Raw genomic sequence first — 15,049 nt, forward strand, 5'->3', positions numbered from 1 at the left:
CGTAACGGTACGAGAAAGCCGCCACTGATGAGCAGACGTGAGTATTCATCTTTGCGCTATCATACCGCGCTGTTCATGACCGTCTAAGACGATCATGAACAGGATCATGTTAACGCATTTCAGCGCGTACGCGCTCCAGGTCGTCGGCGGTGTCTACGCCCGTGCCGGGCACCGCTTTGGCGACGGCGACATGAATTTTTTCGCCGTACCACAGCACACGGAGTTGCTCCAGCATTTCAATATGTTCCAGCGGGCTGGGTTGCCAGCTCACGTAACGGCGGATAAATCCCGCGCGATAGCCATAAATGCCCAAGTGACGAAGGCAAGTATCCCCTACCGTTTCCAGACTTTTTGCAAAGCGGTCGCGATCCCAGGGAATCGTCGCCCGGGAAAAGTAAAGCGCATAGCCTTCAGCATCCAGCACGACTTTTACCGCATTCGGGTTAAACGCTTCTTCGGCGCTGTGAATCGGCACCGCCAGCGTCGCCATGCCAACCTGGCGCTGCGCCAGATTTTCCGCGACCTGGCGAATAATAACCGCCGGGATCATCGGCTCATCGCCCTGAACGTTCACAATAACGGTATCGTCGCTGAATCCGCACTTCTCTACCACTTCCGCCAACCGTTCGGTGCCGGACTGGTGATCGGCGCGCGTCATGCACACTTCGCCGCCAGCCGCTTCTACCGCACGAGCCACGTCTTTATGATCGGTGGCAACAATAATGCGTTCCGCGCCAGATTCGCGCGCCCGCTCCAGGACATGAACAATCATGGGCTTACCATTAATATCCACTAATGGTTTGCCTGGCAGTCGGGTAGATGAAAAACGGGCCGGAATGATGACGACGAAACTCATGATTTACTCTCATCAGATGTCAGGGCGCGAGCTTCATTTTCCAGCAATACAGGAATGCCGTCGCGTAACGGGAAAGCGAGATTGTCCAGTTTGCAAATTAATTCTTGCTGTTCCTGGTTATACCAGAGTTTGCCGTTACATACCGGGCAGGCGATGATTTCAAGCAGACGATGATCCATAGTTCCTCCAGATGGACCGGATTGTGAATCCTTCAATATTAACATAATCGGTTAGGGTGCAGGGTCTATTTCCCAGCCATGACGCATGGCGCTAAACAGGCCTGGCGGACATTGTCCCAGCGTCACGCGCGATGCCCGTTGCCAGGCAGCAAACGCGCTAATAGCCAGCCAGATTCCTTTTTGCAGACTAACGCCAGGGCGAATATCGTCCTCCAGATACAGCGAGATAACCTCAAGCACCCCCGTTTTACGGTGCATTTTGGCATCCATTCGCCCGACTAAACGGCCCTGGTATAATAGCGGCAGCACAAAATAACCGTACTGGCGCTTCGCCGCAGGCGTATAACATTCCAGCCGATAGTTAAATCCGAAAAGCTGCGCTGCCCGCTTGCGATCCCATACCACAGGATCGAAAGGCGACAGCACTGCGCTATGGGTCGCCTTTAAGGCGTTATTCAGCGCCGGTTCCAGCTGCGAAAGAAGATCGGCATGAAGCCACATCCGCCCCAACGTTTCCACCTCGACCGGAATAATCTGCTGCTGTTCCGCCCGGCTCTCCCGCCATCCCTTAAGGTCAGGACGTTTCAGGCGGTAGTAATCCGCCAGCCACTGTTCACGGAAAATCCCCAGACTGCGCGCGCTATTATCCAGCATCAGGCTTTCCGCCTGCAGCTGTGACAGTCCATCGCGTTCATCATCCCAGTGCGGCATCACACGGGGCGTTAAATCATAGACACGTTGAAAATTACGCCGCTCAACAACCATGACTTTTCCGGCGGTAAATAAACCCTCAAGGTGGCGTTTATGTGGTTTCCATTCCCACCAGCCGCTGACGCCTTTCCGCGCATGTTCAAAATCGGCAGAACGCACTGGACCGTGCTCCTGAATATGCCGCACTAGCTGTTCTATTTCTTCCGCGTGCTCATGCATCCATGCCGCGCGATATTTCCAGCCCATCTTTTCCGGCGACAGCATACGATGGCGGATAAGTTTAAAGTCGCGGCGTGGTAAGAAACAGGCCTCATGCGCCCAGTATTCCATTAACTCGCCGCGTCGCAGCGCCTCATCCAGCCAGGCCTGCGGGTACGAACCGAGACGGCTAAACAGCACCAGATAGGGGCTACGTGCGACAACATTGATGGTATCAATTTGCAGCAACGCCATGCGTGAGATGGCGACAAGAACATCGCCAGGCAGCGCGTTACGGCGCGGCTTTTTCAATAGCCCCTGCGCAGCAAGGTGAAGACAACGGGCCTGGGAAAGAGAAAGGTACGGCAATGACATTCATGACTCCATAAATTCATCACTGCCGCTGCATTGGGGGACGCTAGCGAACCAGCGAGGTGATATGTTGAAGCAACTTATCAGGCTGCTCACCGGACAAACGCGCATCAACCGGTAAGAACCACCAGTTATCTTCGGCAAAAGCACGGCATTTCACCGCGTCTTTTTCCGTCATTACCAGGGTCTGCCCTTCACCGACCAACGCCTGAACGTCAGCAGGGGCGAGCGTTTGATGATCGGCCAGCGGGACGCACTTTTGCGGATGCGCGCCACAGGCTTCCAGCGTGGCGAAAAAGCGCGGCGGATGACCGATGCCCGCCATCGCCACAATATTGCTCAGTTGCGCCACATCGCAACGCGCTCCCGTACGTAAGTTCACCGCCAGTCCAGGCGCTAGCTGCATGGGGATTTCGCCCGCCCGGGCGACGCCGCCATTCACGATAGCGGCGTCTACGGTTTTCAGGCGACTGGCGCGTTCGCGCATAGGACCGGCAGGAAGCCACCAGCCGTTGCCAAAACGGCGCACGCCGTCAATCACCACAATTTCAATATCTCGCGCGAGTCGGTAATGCTGCAACCCATCGTCGGTGATAATAATCTGCACATTATGCGCCGCCAGAATCGCTTTCACCGCCGCGGCGCGTTCAGGCGCTACCGCGACAGGCGCGCCGGTCCGTTGATAAATCAATACCGGTTCATCTCCCGCTTCTGCGGTTGTCGTCTCCGGCGTCAGGAGCAGCGGATAAGCGGCAGCTTTCCCGCCGTAGCCGCGGGAAACGACCCCCACGCGCACGCCACGCTGTTGCAGCTTTTCCACCAGCCAAATGACTACGGGGGTTTTACCGTTACCGCCAGCCGTAAGATTCCCTACCACAACCACCGGTACCGGCGCTCGCCAGGCGCGTTTAAAACCAAGCTTATAGCTCAGACGAATCGCCCCGCTCACCAGGCCATACAGCCAGGAGAGCGGCAACAGTAACCGCCATAGCGGGGATTCACCCGACCAGATACGCGCAATCATTGGCCAAATTGCATCTTATGTAGCTGGGCGTAAACGCCGTGTTGCGCCAGCAGCTCGCTATGAGTGCCGCGCTCAACGATAATGCCGTCTTCGACCACAACGATCTCATCCGCCTGTTCGATGGTGGAGAGACGGTGTGCAATCACCAGAGAGGTACGGTTTTTCTGCAGCTCATCCAACGCGGCCTGAATCGCACGTTCAGATTCGGTATCCAGCGCGGACGTAGCTTCATCAAGGATCAGAATCGGGCTGTCGCGCAGTAAGGCGCGGGCAATCGCGATACGCTGGCGCTGACCGCCGGAAAGCAGTACGCCGTTTTCGCCGATGATGGTATCCAGGCCATTATCCATCTTGTTGATAAAGTCCATGGCATAGGCCATGCGCGCCGCCTCTTCAATCTGCTCGCGGCTATATTCTTCCGTCCGGGCATAAGCAATGTTATTGGCGACCGTATCGTTAAACAGATGCACGTTTTGCGAAACCAGCGCCACCTGATTACGTAGAGAGGCCAGAGTGTATTCGCGTAGATCGTGACCATCCATCAGGATGTGTCCTTCATCAATATCGTAGAAACGGGTGATCAGACTGGCGATAGTTGATTTACCCGATCCGGAACGCCCCACCAGCGCCACGGTTTTCCCGGCAGGAATTTTCAAATTGATGTTACGCAATGCCGGCACTTCACGGCCCGGGTAAGTAAACGTCACATTGCGGAATTCGAGATCGCCGGTCGCGCGGTCAATGACACGTTTACCTTCATCTTTCTCCTGTTCGCTGTCCAGAATCGCAAACAACGTCTGACAAGCCGCCATCCCACGCTGGAACTGCGCGTTAACGTTTGTCAGCGATTTTAATGGACGCATCAGCGCGATCATGGAGGAGAACACCACGGTGATGGTCCCTGCCGTCAGGCTATCCATTACGCTTGGGAAGCTCGCAGCATAGAGGACAAACGCCAGCGCCAGCGAGGCAATGAGCTGAATGATAGGATCGGAAATTGACGAGGCAGAGACCATTTTCATGCCTTGCAGTCGCATCTTATTGCTGACTTTATCAAAGCGTTTAGTTTCGACTTCCTGACCGCCAAAAATCAGTACCTCTTTGTGTCCTTTCAGCATTTGTTCAGCGCTGGTAGTCACTTGTCCCATCGTGTTCTGCATATTTTTACTGATGCTGCGGAACCGCTTTGAGACAACGCGAATCGCAATCGACACAATCGGCGCTAAAACAACCAGGATGATCGACAGCTGCCAGCTGTAATAGAACATCATGATAAACAATCCGATGATCGATGCCCCTTCACGCACCACGGTAATCAGTGCGCCAGATGAAGAAGAGGCAACCTGTTCTGAATCGTATGTAATACGCGACAGCAGCGTACCGGTAGACTGTTTATCAAAGAAGGCGACGGGCATTCCCATCATATGGCCAAACAGGCGACGGCGCATGGTCATTACCACCTTGCCTGACACCCATGAAATACAGTAGCTGGAGATATAGCTAGTGATGCCTCGTAATATCATCAGCCCAATAACCACCAGCGGCATCCACAGCAACACTGAGCGATCCGTTTTACCGAAACCATCATCCAGTAATGGCTTGAGGAGCGATAGCATGAAGGTATCGCTGGCTGCGTTGAGAATTAACGCTATGCCCGCCACGATCAGACCTGCTTTAAAAGGCGCTATGGTTGGCCACAGTCGGCGGAAGGTCTGCCACGTAGAGAGATCTTTATCGTTATGCATTCAAAAAACCAGCATTTGTTGAAATAGCCGCATATTCTACCCGTTATCCTCGGACACGCCAAACCACTGATGATACCAGCGAGGTAAAATTTGATCCCGTAGGCCTTGTATGCGCCAGCCCTGCGGAGAAAACCGCAGCGAAATTTGCCCCTGGTGGGGTGTATCAAACCACTGATACGCCTGTTGCTGGTAGCGCTGTTTTACCTTGCGGGACGGCAGTCGCCATGCGTTATAGCGCGATGCGGACGCCAGCGCCGCTTCACCATGTACGCGCTGAATAAATGGTAGCGACGACGACGTATTACTACCATGATGCGGCACCTGGATAAACGTCGCCGCAAGATGTCGCCAGTAACGACTTAGCATTTTTTGTTCAGCGCCCGCTTCAATATCGCCCGTGAGCAGGATGCTATGTACGCCATCATCTACTTTGACCACACAGGAGCGGTTATTTCCTCGATCGGCACTTTCGCGTAACGGCCAGTGCGCCTGAAACGTTAGCCCCTGCCATTGCCACTGCTCGCCGCGAAAACAGGGCAAATGTCCCTGCCAGCCTAACGGGCTGCGAATCCACATTGACGGCCAGACCTGCTGTAGCGAACGCAGCCCGCCCCGATGATCCAGATGCTCATGACTCAAAATAACGCCCTCCGGCGTCAGATTATGCCAGCGCAACCAGGGAATAATAACCTGTTGCCCGCTGTCGCCCTCCGGCCATGCCCGACCGGTATCGTAGAGTATTACTTTATCGCCCCTGACGATCGCTATCGCCAGCCCCTGACCGACATCCAGCATATGCACCTGCCATCCGCTGGCGTTTATCGGCCGCCAGAGTGGCCAGCTCATCAACAATAACCCGCATAAACAGACCGCCGGCCAGGTACGCCAGACGTTTAATCGCCACGCGATAAGCGTTAGCCAGGGTAAAAGCGTCAGCCACTGCCAACGGTTATCAATATTCACCCAGCCCTGCGGTAAAGCATTCAACAGGTAAAATAGCGCGGCTAACGCGCGATCGGTCAGGTACCATACCCACTCTTCAAGAAAAAACGGCCCGGTTAAATGCAGAATCATTCCCGCCAGGATGAGTGGAACCGTCACAAATGTGACCCAGGGTACGGCAAAAAGATTCGCCAGCATTGCGGTAACGCTTATGCCATGAAAAAGCGCCACCTGGAGAGGCAAAAGCAGAAGTGTAATGCCTGCCTGTAGGTGAAGCAGGTTAAGCAACCAGCGTAAGCCCCGTGGAAAATTTCCGTTTGGCGCAGGAAACCACTGATACCAGAATAACAGGCCGGCAACCGCAAATGCTGACAGCCAAAGACTTTGTGATATAACCGCCACAGGATCGGCGAAAATAATCGCGGCCAGACAGCAGCACCAGACTTGCCAGCCGCTCCACTGTCGTCCGCTTAATTTTAATCCTCCCCAGACGCTCAGTGCCGCCACCGTGCGCAGCGCAGGCGGTTGTAAGCCGGTAAGCCAGGCATAACATATCGCGCAAAGAATGCCGCCCAGCAATGGCGTCTGCCAACGAATCCATCTGACCGGCAAAAAGAATTGTCCGCCACGGATTAATCCGGCAGCCAATAACGCGGCAAAAGCGATATGCAGGCCGGAAATCGCCATCAAATGGGCCGTCCCCGTATCGCGCATAACGGCCTTCACCTCCTGCGACACCGCTCCCCGCTCCCCCATTCCCAACGCCAGAATAACCTGCTGCCACGGATAAGGCGCAAGCGTAGCGCGAAGCGAAGCAAGATAGCGCCCTCGAAAGCTACACTCAGGGTTAATCGCTTTAGCCTGTAGAAAACGCCCGGTCAACGGTTGATGCTGCGCCAGCGCGTAACGTTGGCTATCAAAACCGCCTTCGTTAAGCTGTCCGTGTACCGCTCTGACCTTCAGCGTCATCGCCCACTGTTGTCCGGCACACACTTCCGTGGGTAAGTACTGGCCATGCAGGACAATCCCTACAGCAGGAAAGAGCGGCTTTCCGCGCAAATGGGTGATTCGCCCATAATGAGTGGTCATATGATCGGTGGCAGTAATGACGACTGTCGCCTCCTGCGTCGCGGCGGGCAGGACGTTTCCCGCCCAGATGGCCTGCCTGGCGGCAAATATCCCCCACATGAAAAAGAGCAAAGTTAATGCCGCGTAGCGCGCATAGTGATGGGGTATGAGGCAAAGCAAACATGACAGACAAAACAGCACCGCGAGAATCCACGTGTCAGGTAATACTGGCAATATCATGAGCGGAAGTATTCCGCATACTACGCATACGCTGACCGTCGTTATCTTCATAGACACCTCCCTGTGCGGGAAAGTGTGCAGGTTCAGGACGCCATTGTCTGGAGGGGATTTTGTGCTATACGGCGCGGATTCCAGGTTTTTTACCTGATAAATGTAAGACGCAGCAAAAAATGCGAAACGTTTTCCAGTTTTCGGTCGAATAGCGTTTGCGCCTGACGGCGTATAAATGAAAAAAGCACCCTGACGGTGCTTTTTTCGGGTTCAAGTTTTGCGTTAAAACTTAACCGTAAATATTGGCGCGATCGCGCAGTTCTTTACCCGGTTTAAAGTGAGGAACGTATTTTCCTTCCAGTTCCACTTTATCGCCGGTCTTGGGGTTACGTCCGGTACGAGGCGCGCGGTAATGCAAAGAAAAACTGCCGAAACCGCGGATTTCAATACGCTCGCCCTGCGCAAGAGTCGAGGCCATATGCTCCAGCATCTCTTTTACCGCGTCTTCAACCGCCTTAGCGGGAATGTGAGATTGCTGGGTTGCAAGTCTTTCAATCAATTCTGACTTGGTCATAATTCCTCCGGTTCCTTAAAGGCAAATTGGCTGCAGCCGTGAGATTGATTAAGGGCGGCCGTAGCCGCCCTTAGTGCTTGATTACAGGCCGAAACCTGCAATCTGTCAAGTAATCTCGTTATACTTCGGACTAAAAGGCCCGAAGTTTCAGAGGATTACTCGCCTTTAGCTGCTTTGAATGCTTCAGCCATTGCGTTGTTAGAGAAGTTTGCATCTTCCTGTTTGTTAACAGTTGCGATGGCATCTTTCTCGTCAGCTTCGTCTTTCGCACGAACAGACAGGCTGATTGCGCGGTTTTTACGATCAACGCCGGTGAATTTAGCTTCAACGTCGTCGCCAACGCTCAGAACCAGAGTCGCATCTTCAACGCGGTCACGGGATGCTTCAGAAGCACGCAGGTAACCTTCAACGCCGTCAGCCAGTTCTACGGTTGCGCCTTTCGCGTCAACTGCAGTGACTTTACCGGTTACGATAGCGCCTTTCTTGTTCAGAGCAACCCAGTTGTTGAACGGATCTTCTGCGAGCTGTTTAACGCCCAGGGAGATACGTTCACGTTCTGCGTCAACCTGCAGAACAACTGCAGCGATTTCGTCGCCTTTTTTGTATTCACGAACTGCTTCTTCGCCTGCAACGTTCCAGGAGATGTCAGACAGGTGAACCAGGCCGTCGATGCCGCCGTCCAGGCCGATGAAGATACCGAAGTCAGTGATAGACTTGATTTTACCTTCAACGCGGTCGCCCTTGTTGTGGGTTTCTGCGAACTGCTGCCACGGGTTAGATTTGCACTGCTTCAACCCTAAGGAGATACGACGACGTTCTTCGTCGATATCCAGAACCATCACTTCCACTACGTCGCCAACGTTAACCACTTTGGACGGGTGGATGTTTTTGTTGGTCCAGTCCATTTCGGAAACGTGAACCAGGCCTTCAACGCCTTCTTCGATTTCAACGAAGCAGCCGTAGTCGGTCAGGTTGGTCACGCGACCGGTCAGTTTGGTACCTTCCGGATAACGTTTAGCGATAGCAACCCACGGATCTTCGCCCAGCTGTTTCAGGCCCAGAGATACACGGGTACGCTCGCGGTCGAATTTCAGCACTTTCACGTTGATTTCGTCGCCAACGTTCACGATTTCGCTCGGATGCTTAACGCGTTTCCAGGCCATATCAGTGATGTGCAGCAGGCCGTCAACGCCGCCCAGATCAACGAATGCACCGTAGTCAGTGAGGTTCTTAACGATACCTTTAACTTCCATGCCTTCCTGCAGGTTTTCCAGCAGCTGATCGCGTTCTGCGCTGTTTTCGGATTCGATAACGGCACGACGAGAAACCACAACGTTGTTACGTTTCTGGTCCAGCTTGATTACTTTGAATTCAAGCTCTTTGCCTTCCAGGTGCAGAGTGTCACGCACCGGACGAACGTCTACCAGAGAACCTGGCAGGAACGCGCGAATACCGTTCAGCTCAACAGTGAAGCCACCCTTAACTTTGCCGTTGATAACACCGGTAACAGTTTCAGCATCTTCGTAAGCTTTTTCCAGCGTGATCCATGCTTCGTGACGTTTAGCTTTCTCACGAGAGAGCAGAGTTTCACCGAAGCCGTCTTCTACTGCATCCAGAGCAACGTCAACTTCGTCACCAACCTGGATTTCCAGTTCGCCCTGGGCGTTTTTGAACTGCTCAGCCGGAATGGCAGACTCAGATTTCAGACCGGCGTCAACCAGTACTACGTCTTTGTCAATAGCAACAACAACACCACGAACGATGGAACCCGGGCGGGTTTCGATTTCTTTTAAGGATTCTTCAAAGAGTTGAGCAAAAGATTCAGTCATGTTTAATCTTCAGGTTTCATATTTAACGTCCACCTGGCTCCGTGCCGGATGGGGTTGTTTAACATACCCGCTGTCAATCCTTTGCAACGGGGGTACTACAAATTCGGTCGCATTTAAGCGAGAGCCAATTTTTGGCGCGCATATTGTAACGCTTTTTCAATCACTTGCTCAATGCTTAATCGGGTAGAATCCAAAACTAATGCATCAGCAGCAGGAACTAACGGCGCTACAGCGCGATTACGATCGCGATCGTCGCGTTCCTTGATCTCGGCCAAAAGGCGTTCAAAGTTAACACTAAAGCCATTCTCCTGCAACTGTAGCATACGTCGATGCGCACGTTCCTCCGAGGAGGCGTCAAGGAAAATTTTTACCGGCGCATCCGGGAAGACCACGGTCCCCATATCGCGTCCATCGGCGATTAAACCAGGCGCTTCGCGGAATGCGCGTTGGCGGCGAAGAAGCGCTTCACGCACGCGTGGGAATGCCGCCACCTGGGATGCCGCGTTCGCGACTTCCTGCGTACGAATTTCGCCGCTAACGTCCTCGCCTTCCAGGATAACTTCCAGGTTGCCGTCCGTTGAGACGAAACGCACGTCCAGATGGGACGCCAGCGGCACCAGCGCATCTTCAGAGGCGAGATCGACATGGTGGTGCAATGCCGCCAGCGCCAGTACGCGGTATATCGCGCCGGAATCCAGCAGATGCCATTGCAATGCTTCCGCCATTGCTTTGCACAAGGTGCCTTTACCTGCACCGCTTGGGCCATCAATGGTTATTACCGGGGCAATTGCCGTCATCTTTATCTCCTTAAACAGGCGTACCGTTAACGTAAACGCCGCGCATTATACGCGCCAACGCTCGCGACCGTTAACGTTGCGTGCAAAAACCAGTTTTGTCTGTAATCAGATGCGGAATAATTGCGCAATTATAGCGGGCCGGCGAGAAACCAGCCCGAAAGATGACAATGATTTACTTTTTATCTTCGGCAATTCTGTCGCGCATATGCTGCGCGCGATCGGCTGAGGCCGGGTGGGAGTCCATCAATGATTTTGCATGACCTGCGTCCATTGTGGCGAATTTATCGAATGCCGTGACTAAGCCCTGGGTGTTAATCCCGCGTTTTTTCAGCAGATCGTAAGAGAAGTCATCCGCATCCGACTCCTGACTGCGAGAAAACGCCGAATTGATGACGCCTTCCGCCAGATCGCCCAATTGAGACTGGGAAAGCTGCGCTGCGACGCCGCTGGTGGCGGAAATCGCATCGCGAGCCGCCAGCGTGGCATAGGCGGTCTGCATTGCCTTGCGGGAGTGCCCTAAAGAGACATGGCCCAGTTCATGGCCCAGTACGCCTTCAATTTCATTATCGGTCATCAGATCCATCAGGCCGGAGTATACGCGAACGCAACCGTTCGCCATCGCCCATGCGTTGATATCGCTGGTCATATAGACTTTATAGCTAACCGGCGTACCGTCAATGTTGTTACCCAGCGCTTTGGCGATTTTGCTCAGACGTTTGGTGTATTTGCTTTTCGAACCTGCCAGTTGATTCTCGCTGTCCATTTGTTTACAGGCATTATTAGATAATGCTTTAACATCCGCATCGGACAGTGTGGCGGCTTTGTAGGCTGACATGCCGGAACTGGCGATTAAATTGCCATTCACGCCATTTTTACATCCTGCCAGTAGCGTAGCGGAAATCGCCACCGCCAGTAATAATGATTTATTTTTCATACTAATCTTCCGTTGATAACTATTATAAAAAACACATAAATCAATGTGTTAAATCATCAACAAATTAGCATTAGTCATAATTATAAAAATAGTGCGAATACGGACTCGGCGCGCCAGCCCGTCGACTGGCGCAACAGAAGACTTAGGCAGGCGTACTCATTCGCGCCAGTTGTTCGAAATAATCAGGGAACGTTTTTGCGGTACATTTAGGGTCCAGGATCGTGACTGGCGTATCGGACAGTGCGACCAGTGAGAAACACATCGCCATACGGTGGTCGTTGTACGTGCCAATATCCGCGTGTTGGAGCTTCGCCGGCGGCGTGATACGAATATAGTCGTGCCCTTCTTCGACTTCAGCGCCCACTTTACGTAGCTCGGTCGCCATCGCGAACAGGCGATCGGTTTCTTTCACTCGCCAGTTATAAATATTGCGCAACGTCGTGGTTCCTTTCGCAAACAGCGCCGTAGTGGCAATCGTCATCGCCGCATCCGGAATATGGTTCATATCCATATCTATGGCGTGCAATTCGCCGCGCGTGCAGGCAATAAAATCATCGCCCCAGGTAATGGTCGCGCCCATTTTCTCCAGCACATCGGCAAAACGAATATCGCCCTGCATACTTTTGCGGCCAATTCCGGTCACTTTTACCGTGCCGCCTTTTATCGCCCCGGCGGCGAGAAAATAGGACGCTGACGAGGCATCGCCCTCGACCAGATAGCGACCCGGAGAGTGATACTGTTGACCGCCCTTCACGACAAATTGTTGGTAGTGATGGTTCGTTATCTCCACGCCAAAGGTTTTCATTAAATTTAGCGTGATATCGATGTAAGGTTTTGATACCAGTTCGCCTTTAACGCGAATAGTTGTGTCTTCAGGCGCCAGCGGCGCCGTCATCAGCAGAGCGGTCAGGAACTGGCTGGAAACGCTACCATCAACCTCAATGTCGCCGCCGGTAAAACCGCCGCGCAGACGCAGGGGCGGATAGTTTTCCTGCTCCAGGTAATCAATATTCGCCCCGCCCTGACGCAGCGAATCGACCAGATGGCCTATCGGACGCTCTTTCATACGCGGTTCGCCGGTTAACACTATCTCATTTTGCCCCAGACATAGCGCTGCCGCTAACGGACGCATCGCGGTTCCGGCATTACCGAGAAACAGTTCCAGAGCGCCTGACGCGCGTAATGGGCCGCCATTACCCGTGATATCACAGCGGGTGCGATCGGCAGAAAGGGTGTAATTGATCCCCAACGCGCTCAGGGCATTGAGCATATGGCGGACGTCATCGCTATCCAGCAGATTCGTCAGAACGGTTTTACCACAAGCTAAAGCCGCCAGGAGCAAAGCACGGTTTGAAACACTTTTGGAGCCAGGTAAATTAATGGCGCCATCGACCCGCGCGATGGGTTGTAACGTCAGGGATTCCATGAAACTCAACTCTCAAAAAACAGAAATAAAAACCCCACAGACTGGCCGTGGGGATGAAAAAAGAAACGTATTAGCCGTGGCGACGCTCAAAATCGATCATGAAATCGGTTAGCGCTTTTACCCCTTCAATCGGCATGGCGTTATAGATAGAGGCGCGCATCCCGCCAACAACACGGTGCCCTTTTAAGGCGTGCAGACCGGCGGCGAAAGACTCTTCCAGAAAGACCTTGTCCAGCGCATTGTCCGCTAACTGGAACGGAACATTCATCCGCGAACGATTGGCCTGTGCGACATCGTTACGGTAGAAATCGCTGTTATCAATCACACCGTACAGCAACTCCGCTTTTTGCTGATTGATTTTGTGCATCGCCGCCACGCCGCCCTGCGCTTTCAACCATTTGAACACCAGACCGGAAAGATACCAGGCGAAAGTCGGCGGCGTATTAAACATCGAGTCGTTATCATTCAGGACGGTGTAGTCGAGGATGGACGGGCAGCTCTCATGCGCCTTGCCTAACAGATCCTCCCGGACGATAACCAGCGTCAGTCCTGCCGGACCGATATTCTTCTGCGCGCCAGCATAAATTACGCCATAGCGAGAGACATCCAGCGGCGCAGACAGGATGGTAGAAGAAAAGTCCGCCGTGACGACCACCTCCGGACCAAAATCAGGCGTTTCATCGATGGCGATGCCGTCAATGGTCTCATTCGGGCAATAGTGTAAATAAGCGGCGTTATCGGAAAGCTGCCACTCGCGCATCGGTTTTACGGCACGTTTGCCGTCAACGGTGATTTTGGCGTCGATAATCTGCGGCGCACAGTATTTTTTGGCTTCTTTGATGGCGCTCGCCGCCCAGTAACCAGCATCGACATAATCCGCCGTGGTTTTATCGCCCAGCAGATTGAGCGGCACGCCAGCAAACTGCCCGCGACCGCCGCCGTGACAAAATAAAACTTTATAGTTGGAGGGGATATTAAGGAGATCGCGAAAATCCTGCTCCGCCTCTTCAGCGACCTGGATAAACTCTTTGCCTCGATGGCTAATTTCCATTACCGACGTACCAAGACCGTGCCAGTCACGCAGTTCCTGTTGCGCCAGTTTAAGTACTTCCGCCGGTAGCATCGCCGGACCTGAACTAAAATTAAAGACCTGAGCCATTTCCCCTCACCACGCTGCATTGTTTCCTGCCTGACAGACATCAGGCAAACGTTATTCATGTGAATATCGGTTTTATCATTCAGTGACACGCGCCGCAATGGGTAAAACAATGCGAGGAGAAAATGCGGCATGCGTCACACAACAGAATCTTCCGGATTAACCGTATAAATCCGATATTTTCGCTGTTAAACAATGCGTTTAGCCCGGCTTGCCTTCGTCCATTCTGGATTTGCGCAGCGCGGACATAATTGCTTTTCCCCGACATTCATGCGTATCACTTCACTGCAACGTACGCAGGCATAGTCGCCAGCCTCCGGCGCCACGATAAAGCGTGGCGTACAGTGCTCAGGAAGAATGCTTAACCCCGGCTTAACGTCTTTATTTTCAAAGAAATAGACGCTGATTTGTCCGTTTGTCTCCAGGATGGCCAGTCTGACCTGCCCCAGTTGCTCAACGCCATTCAAGCGAAGCTCCATAAAAAATTCAAACTCCGTCATGTTCGAGCGCTGCAGTTTTTCCCACGCCAGTTCGCCGTCTTCAACAATGACCACCGACTTGCCTTCCAGCAGATCTTCCAACTTTTCACTATGCGCCATCAGCCACATGACCAGGCGATAGAGCAGCGCCAGGGTGATGAATACCACCAGAACAGGGAGCATCGGAACGTCATCATAAAACGCGACGTCGCCTGCCGCCGATCCCAATGTCAAAATGATCAGCACTTCAAAAAGCGACATTTGCCGTACGCCGCGTCGTCCTGTCACCTTTAAGAAAAGAAACACCAGAACAAAGGTGTAAAAGCTACGCAGCGCCACTTCCCCCAAAAACGCTACCGGCACGTTATCCAGCGCCATTCGTTGCAAATCAAATGCTTTCATTTTTTATGCTCTTCCTGTGAATTCCAGTGTAAAAGCATAGCCAATACTTTTATTTCCGCCGATGTCCCGGCGAGATAGCGCCCGTCACATAAAACCCGTATCATTGCGCGCTTTCCGTACGACAAA

The 15,049-nt window shown here is 53.1% G+C and carries 13 protein-coding genes; all 13 read right to left on the minus strand.

All coding sequences use genetic code 11. From position 1 onward, the window contains the following. Positions 1-109 precede the first annotated feature (109 nt). Positions 110-856, minus strand: a complete 747-nt coding sequence (gene kdsB, locus QEN32_RS13845; protein WP_058821524.1) for a 3-deoxy-manno-octulosonate cytidylyltransferase — start codon at positions 854-856, stop codon at positions 110-112. Continuing rightward, positions 853-1,035, minus strand: coding sequence for a protein YcaR (gene ycaR, locus QEN32_RS13850; RefSeq protein ID WP_000350061.1), 183 nt, complete (start codon positions 1,033-1,035; stop codon positions 853-855). The genes kdsB and ycaR overlap by 4 nt, the downstream gene beginning before the upstream one ends. A gap of 51 nt (positions 1,036-1,086) precedes the next feature. Then, positions 1,087-2,319 (minus strand): winged helix-turn-helix domain-containing protein, encoded by a 1,233-nt coding sequence (locus QEN32_RS13855; protein ID WP_265322332.1) that lies wholly within the window; start codon positions 2,317-2,319, stop codon positions 1,087-1,089. A gap of 43 nt (positions 2,320-2,362) precedes the next feature. Continuing rightward, the gene (gene lpxK, locus QEN32_RS13860) at positions 2,363-3,340 is read right to left on the minus strand and encodes a tetraacyldisaccharide 4'-kinase (protein WP_000561681.1); all 978 of its coding nucleotides are present in this window, start codon (positions 3,338-3,340) and stop codon (positions 2,363-2,365) included. Continuing rightward, complete coding sequence (gene msbA / locus QEN32_RS13865) at positions 3,337-5,085, minus strand: lipid A ABC transporter ATP-binding protein/permease MsbA (protein WP_000551246.1); 1,749 nt, start codon at positions 5,083-5,085, stop codon at positions 3,337-3,339. The genes lpxK and msbA overlap by 4 nt, the downstream gene beginning before the upstream one ends. 36 nt (positions 5,086-5,121) lie before the next feature. Then, the gene (locus QEN32_RS13870) at positions 5,122-7,386 is read right to left on the minus strand and encodes a ComEC family protein (RefSeq protein WP_265322333.1); all 2,265 of its coding nucleotides are present in this window, start codon (positions 7,384-7,386) and stop codon (positions 5,122-5,124) included. A 229-nt stretch (positions 7,387-7,615) separates the two neighbouring features. Then, the gene (ihfB, locus tag QEN32_RS13875; protein ID WP_000167332.1) at positions 7,616-7,900 is read right to left on the minus strand and encodes an integration host factor subunit beta; all 285 of its coding nucleotides are present in this window, start codon (positions 7,898-7,900) and stop codon (positions 7,616-7,618) included. 155 nt (positions 7,901-8,055) lie between these two features. Beyond that, positions 8,056-9,729, minus strand: a complete 1,674-nt coding sequence (rpsA, locus tag QEN32_RS13880; RefSeq protein ID WP_000140324.1) for a 30S ribosomal protein S1 — start codon at positions 9,727-9,729, stop codon at positions 8,056-8,058. 113 nt (positions 9,730-9,842) lie between these two features. Continuing rightward, positions 9,843-10,526: a (d)CMP kinase gene (gene cmk / locus QEN32_RS13885; RefSeq protein WP_000125007.1), complete on the minus strand. Its 684-nt coding sequence runs from the start codon at positions 10,524-10,526 to the stop codon at positions 9,843-9,845. A gap of 172 nt (positions 10,527-10,698) precedes the next feature. Continuing rightward, positions 10,699-11,460, minus strand: coding sequence for a M48 family metallopeptidase (locus QEN32_RS13890; protein WP_000792301.1), 762 nt, complete (start codon positions 11,458-11,460; stop codon positions 10,699-10,701). A 142-nt stretch (positions 11,461-11,602) separates the two neighbouring features. After that, positions 11,603-12,886, minus strand: coding sequence for a 3-phosphoshikimate 1-carboxyvinyltransferase (gene aroA, locus QEN32_RS13895; RefSeq protein ID WP_023207375.1), 1,284 nt, complete (start codon positions 12,884-12,886; stop codon positions 11,603-11,605). A gap of 70 nt (positions 12,887-12,956) precedes the next feature. Continuing rightward, positions 12,957-14,045, minus strand: coding sequence for a 3-phosphoserine/phosphohydroxythreonine transaminase (gene serC, locus QEN32_RS13900; protein WP_000079590.1), 1,089 nt, complete (start codon positions 14,043-14,045; stop codon positions 12,957-12,959). A gap of 185 nt (positions 14,046-14,230) precedes the next feature. After that, a complete protein-coding gene (locus QEN32_RS13905; RefSeq protein ID WP_265322334.1) occupies positions 14,231-14,923 on the minus strand; it encodes a DUF421 domain-containing protein in 693 nt (230 codons plus the stop codon). Positions 14,924-15,049 lie beyond the last annotated feature (126 nt).

Source organism: Salmonella sp. SA14318 (assembly GCF_029866905.1).
In the GTDB taxonomy this organism is placed as follows: Bacteria; Pseudomonadota; Gammaproteobacteria; order Enterobacterales; family Enterobacteriaceae; genus Salmonella; species Salmonella enterica.

Excerpts from the sequence above, each read along its gene's own strand:
- serC (WP_000079590.1), bottom strand. The coding sequence starts at position 14,045 with ATGGCTCAGGTCTTTAATTTTAGTTCAGGTCCGGCGATGCTACCGGCG.
- ycaR (WP_000350061.1), bottom strand. The coding sequence starts at position 1,035 with ATGGATCATCGTCTGCTTGAAATCATCGCCTGCCCGGTATGTAACGGC.
- QEN32_RS13870 (WP_265322333.1), bottom strand. The coding sequence starts at position 7,386 with ATGAAGATAACGACGGTCAGCGTATGCGTAGTATGCGGAATACTTCCG.
- QEN32_RS13905 (WP_265322334.1), bottom strand. The coding sequence starts at position 14,923 with ATGAAAGCATTTGATTTGCAACGAATGGCGCTGGATAACGTGCCGGTA.
- cmk (WP_000125007.1), bottom strand. The coding sequence starts at position 10,526 with ATGACGGCAATTGCCCCGGTAATAACCATTGATGGCCCAAGCGGTGCA.
- lpxK (WP_000561681.1), bottom strand. The coding sequence starts at position 3,340 with ATGATTGCGCGTATCTGGTCGGGTGAATCCCCGCTATGGCGGTTACTG.
- ihfB (WP_000167332.1), bottom strand. The coding sequence starts at position 7,900 with ATGACCAAGTCAGAATTGATTGAAAGACTTGCAACCCAGCAATCTCAC.
- aroA (WP_023207375.1), bottom strand. The coding sequence starts at position 12,886 with ATGGAATCCCTGACGTTACAACCCATCGCGCGGGTCGATGGCGCCATT.
- QEN32_RS13890 (WP_000792301.1), bottom strand. The coding sequence starts at position 11,460 with ATGAAAAATAAATCATTATTACTGGCGGTGGCGATTTCCGCTACGCTA.
- QEN32_RS13855 (WP_265322332.1), bottom strand. The coding sequence starts at position 2,319 with ATGTCATTGCCGTACCTTTCTCTTTCCCAGGCCCGTTGTCTTCACCTT.
- rpsA (WP_000140324.1), bottom strand. The coding sequence starts at position 9,729 with ATGACTGAATCTTTTGCTCAACTCTTTGAAGAATCCTTAAAAGAAATC.
- kdsB (WP_058821524.1), bottom strand. The coding sequence starts at position 856 with ATGAGTTTCGTCGTCATCATTCCGGCCCGTTTTTCATCTACCCGACTG.
- msbA (WP_000551246.1), bottom strand. The coding sequence starts at position 5,085 with ATGCATAACGATAAAGATCTCTCTACGTGGCAGACCTTCCGCCGACTG.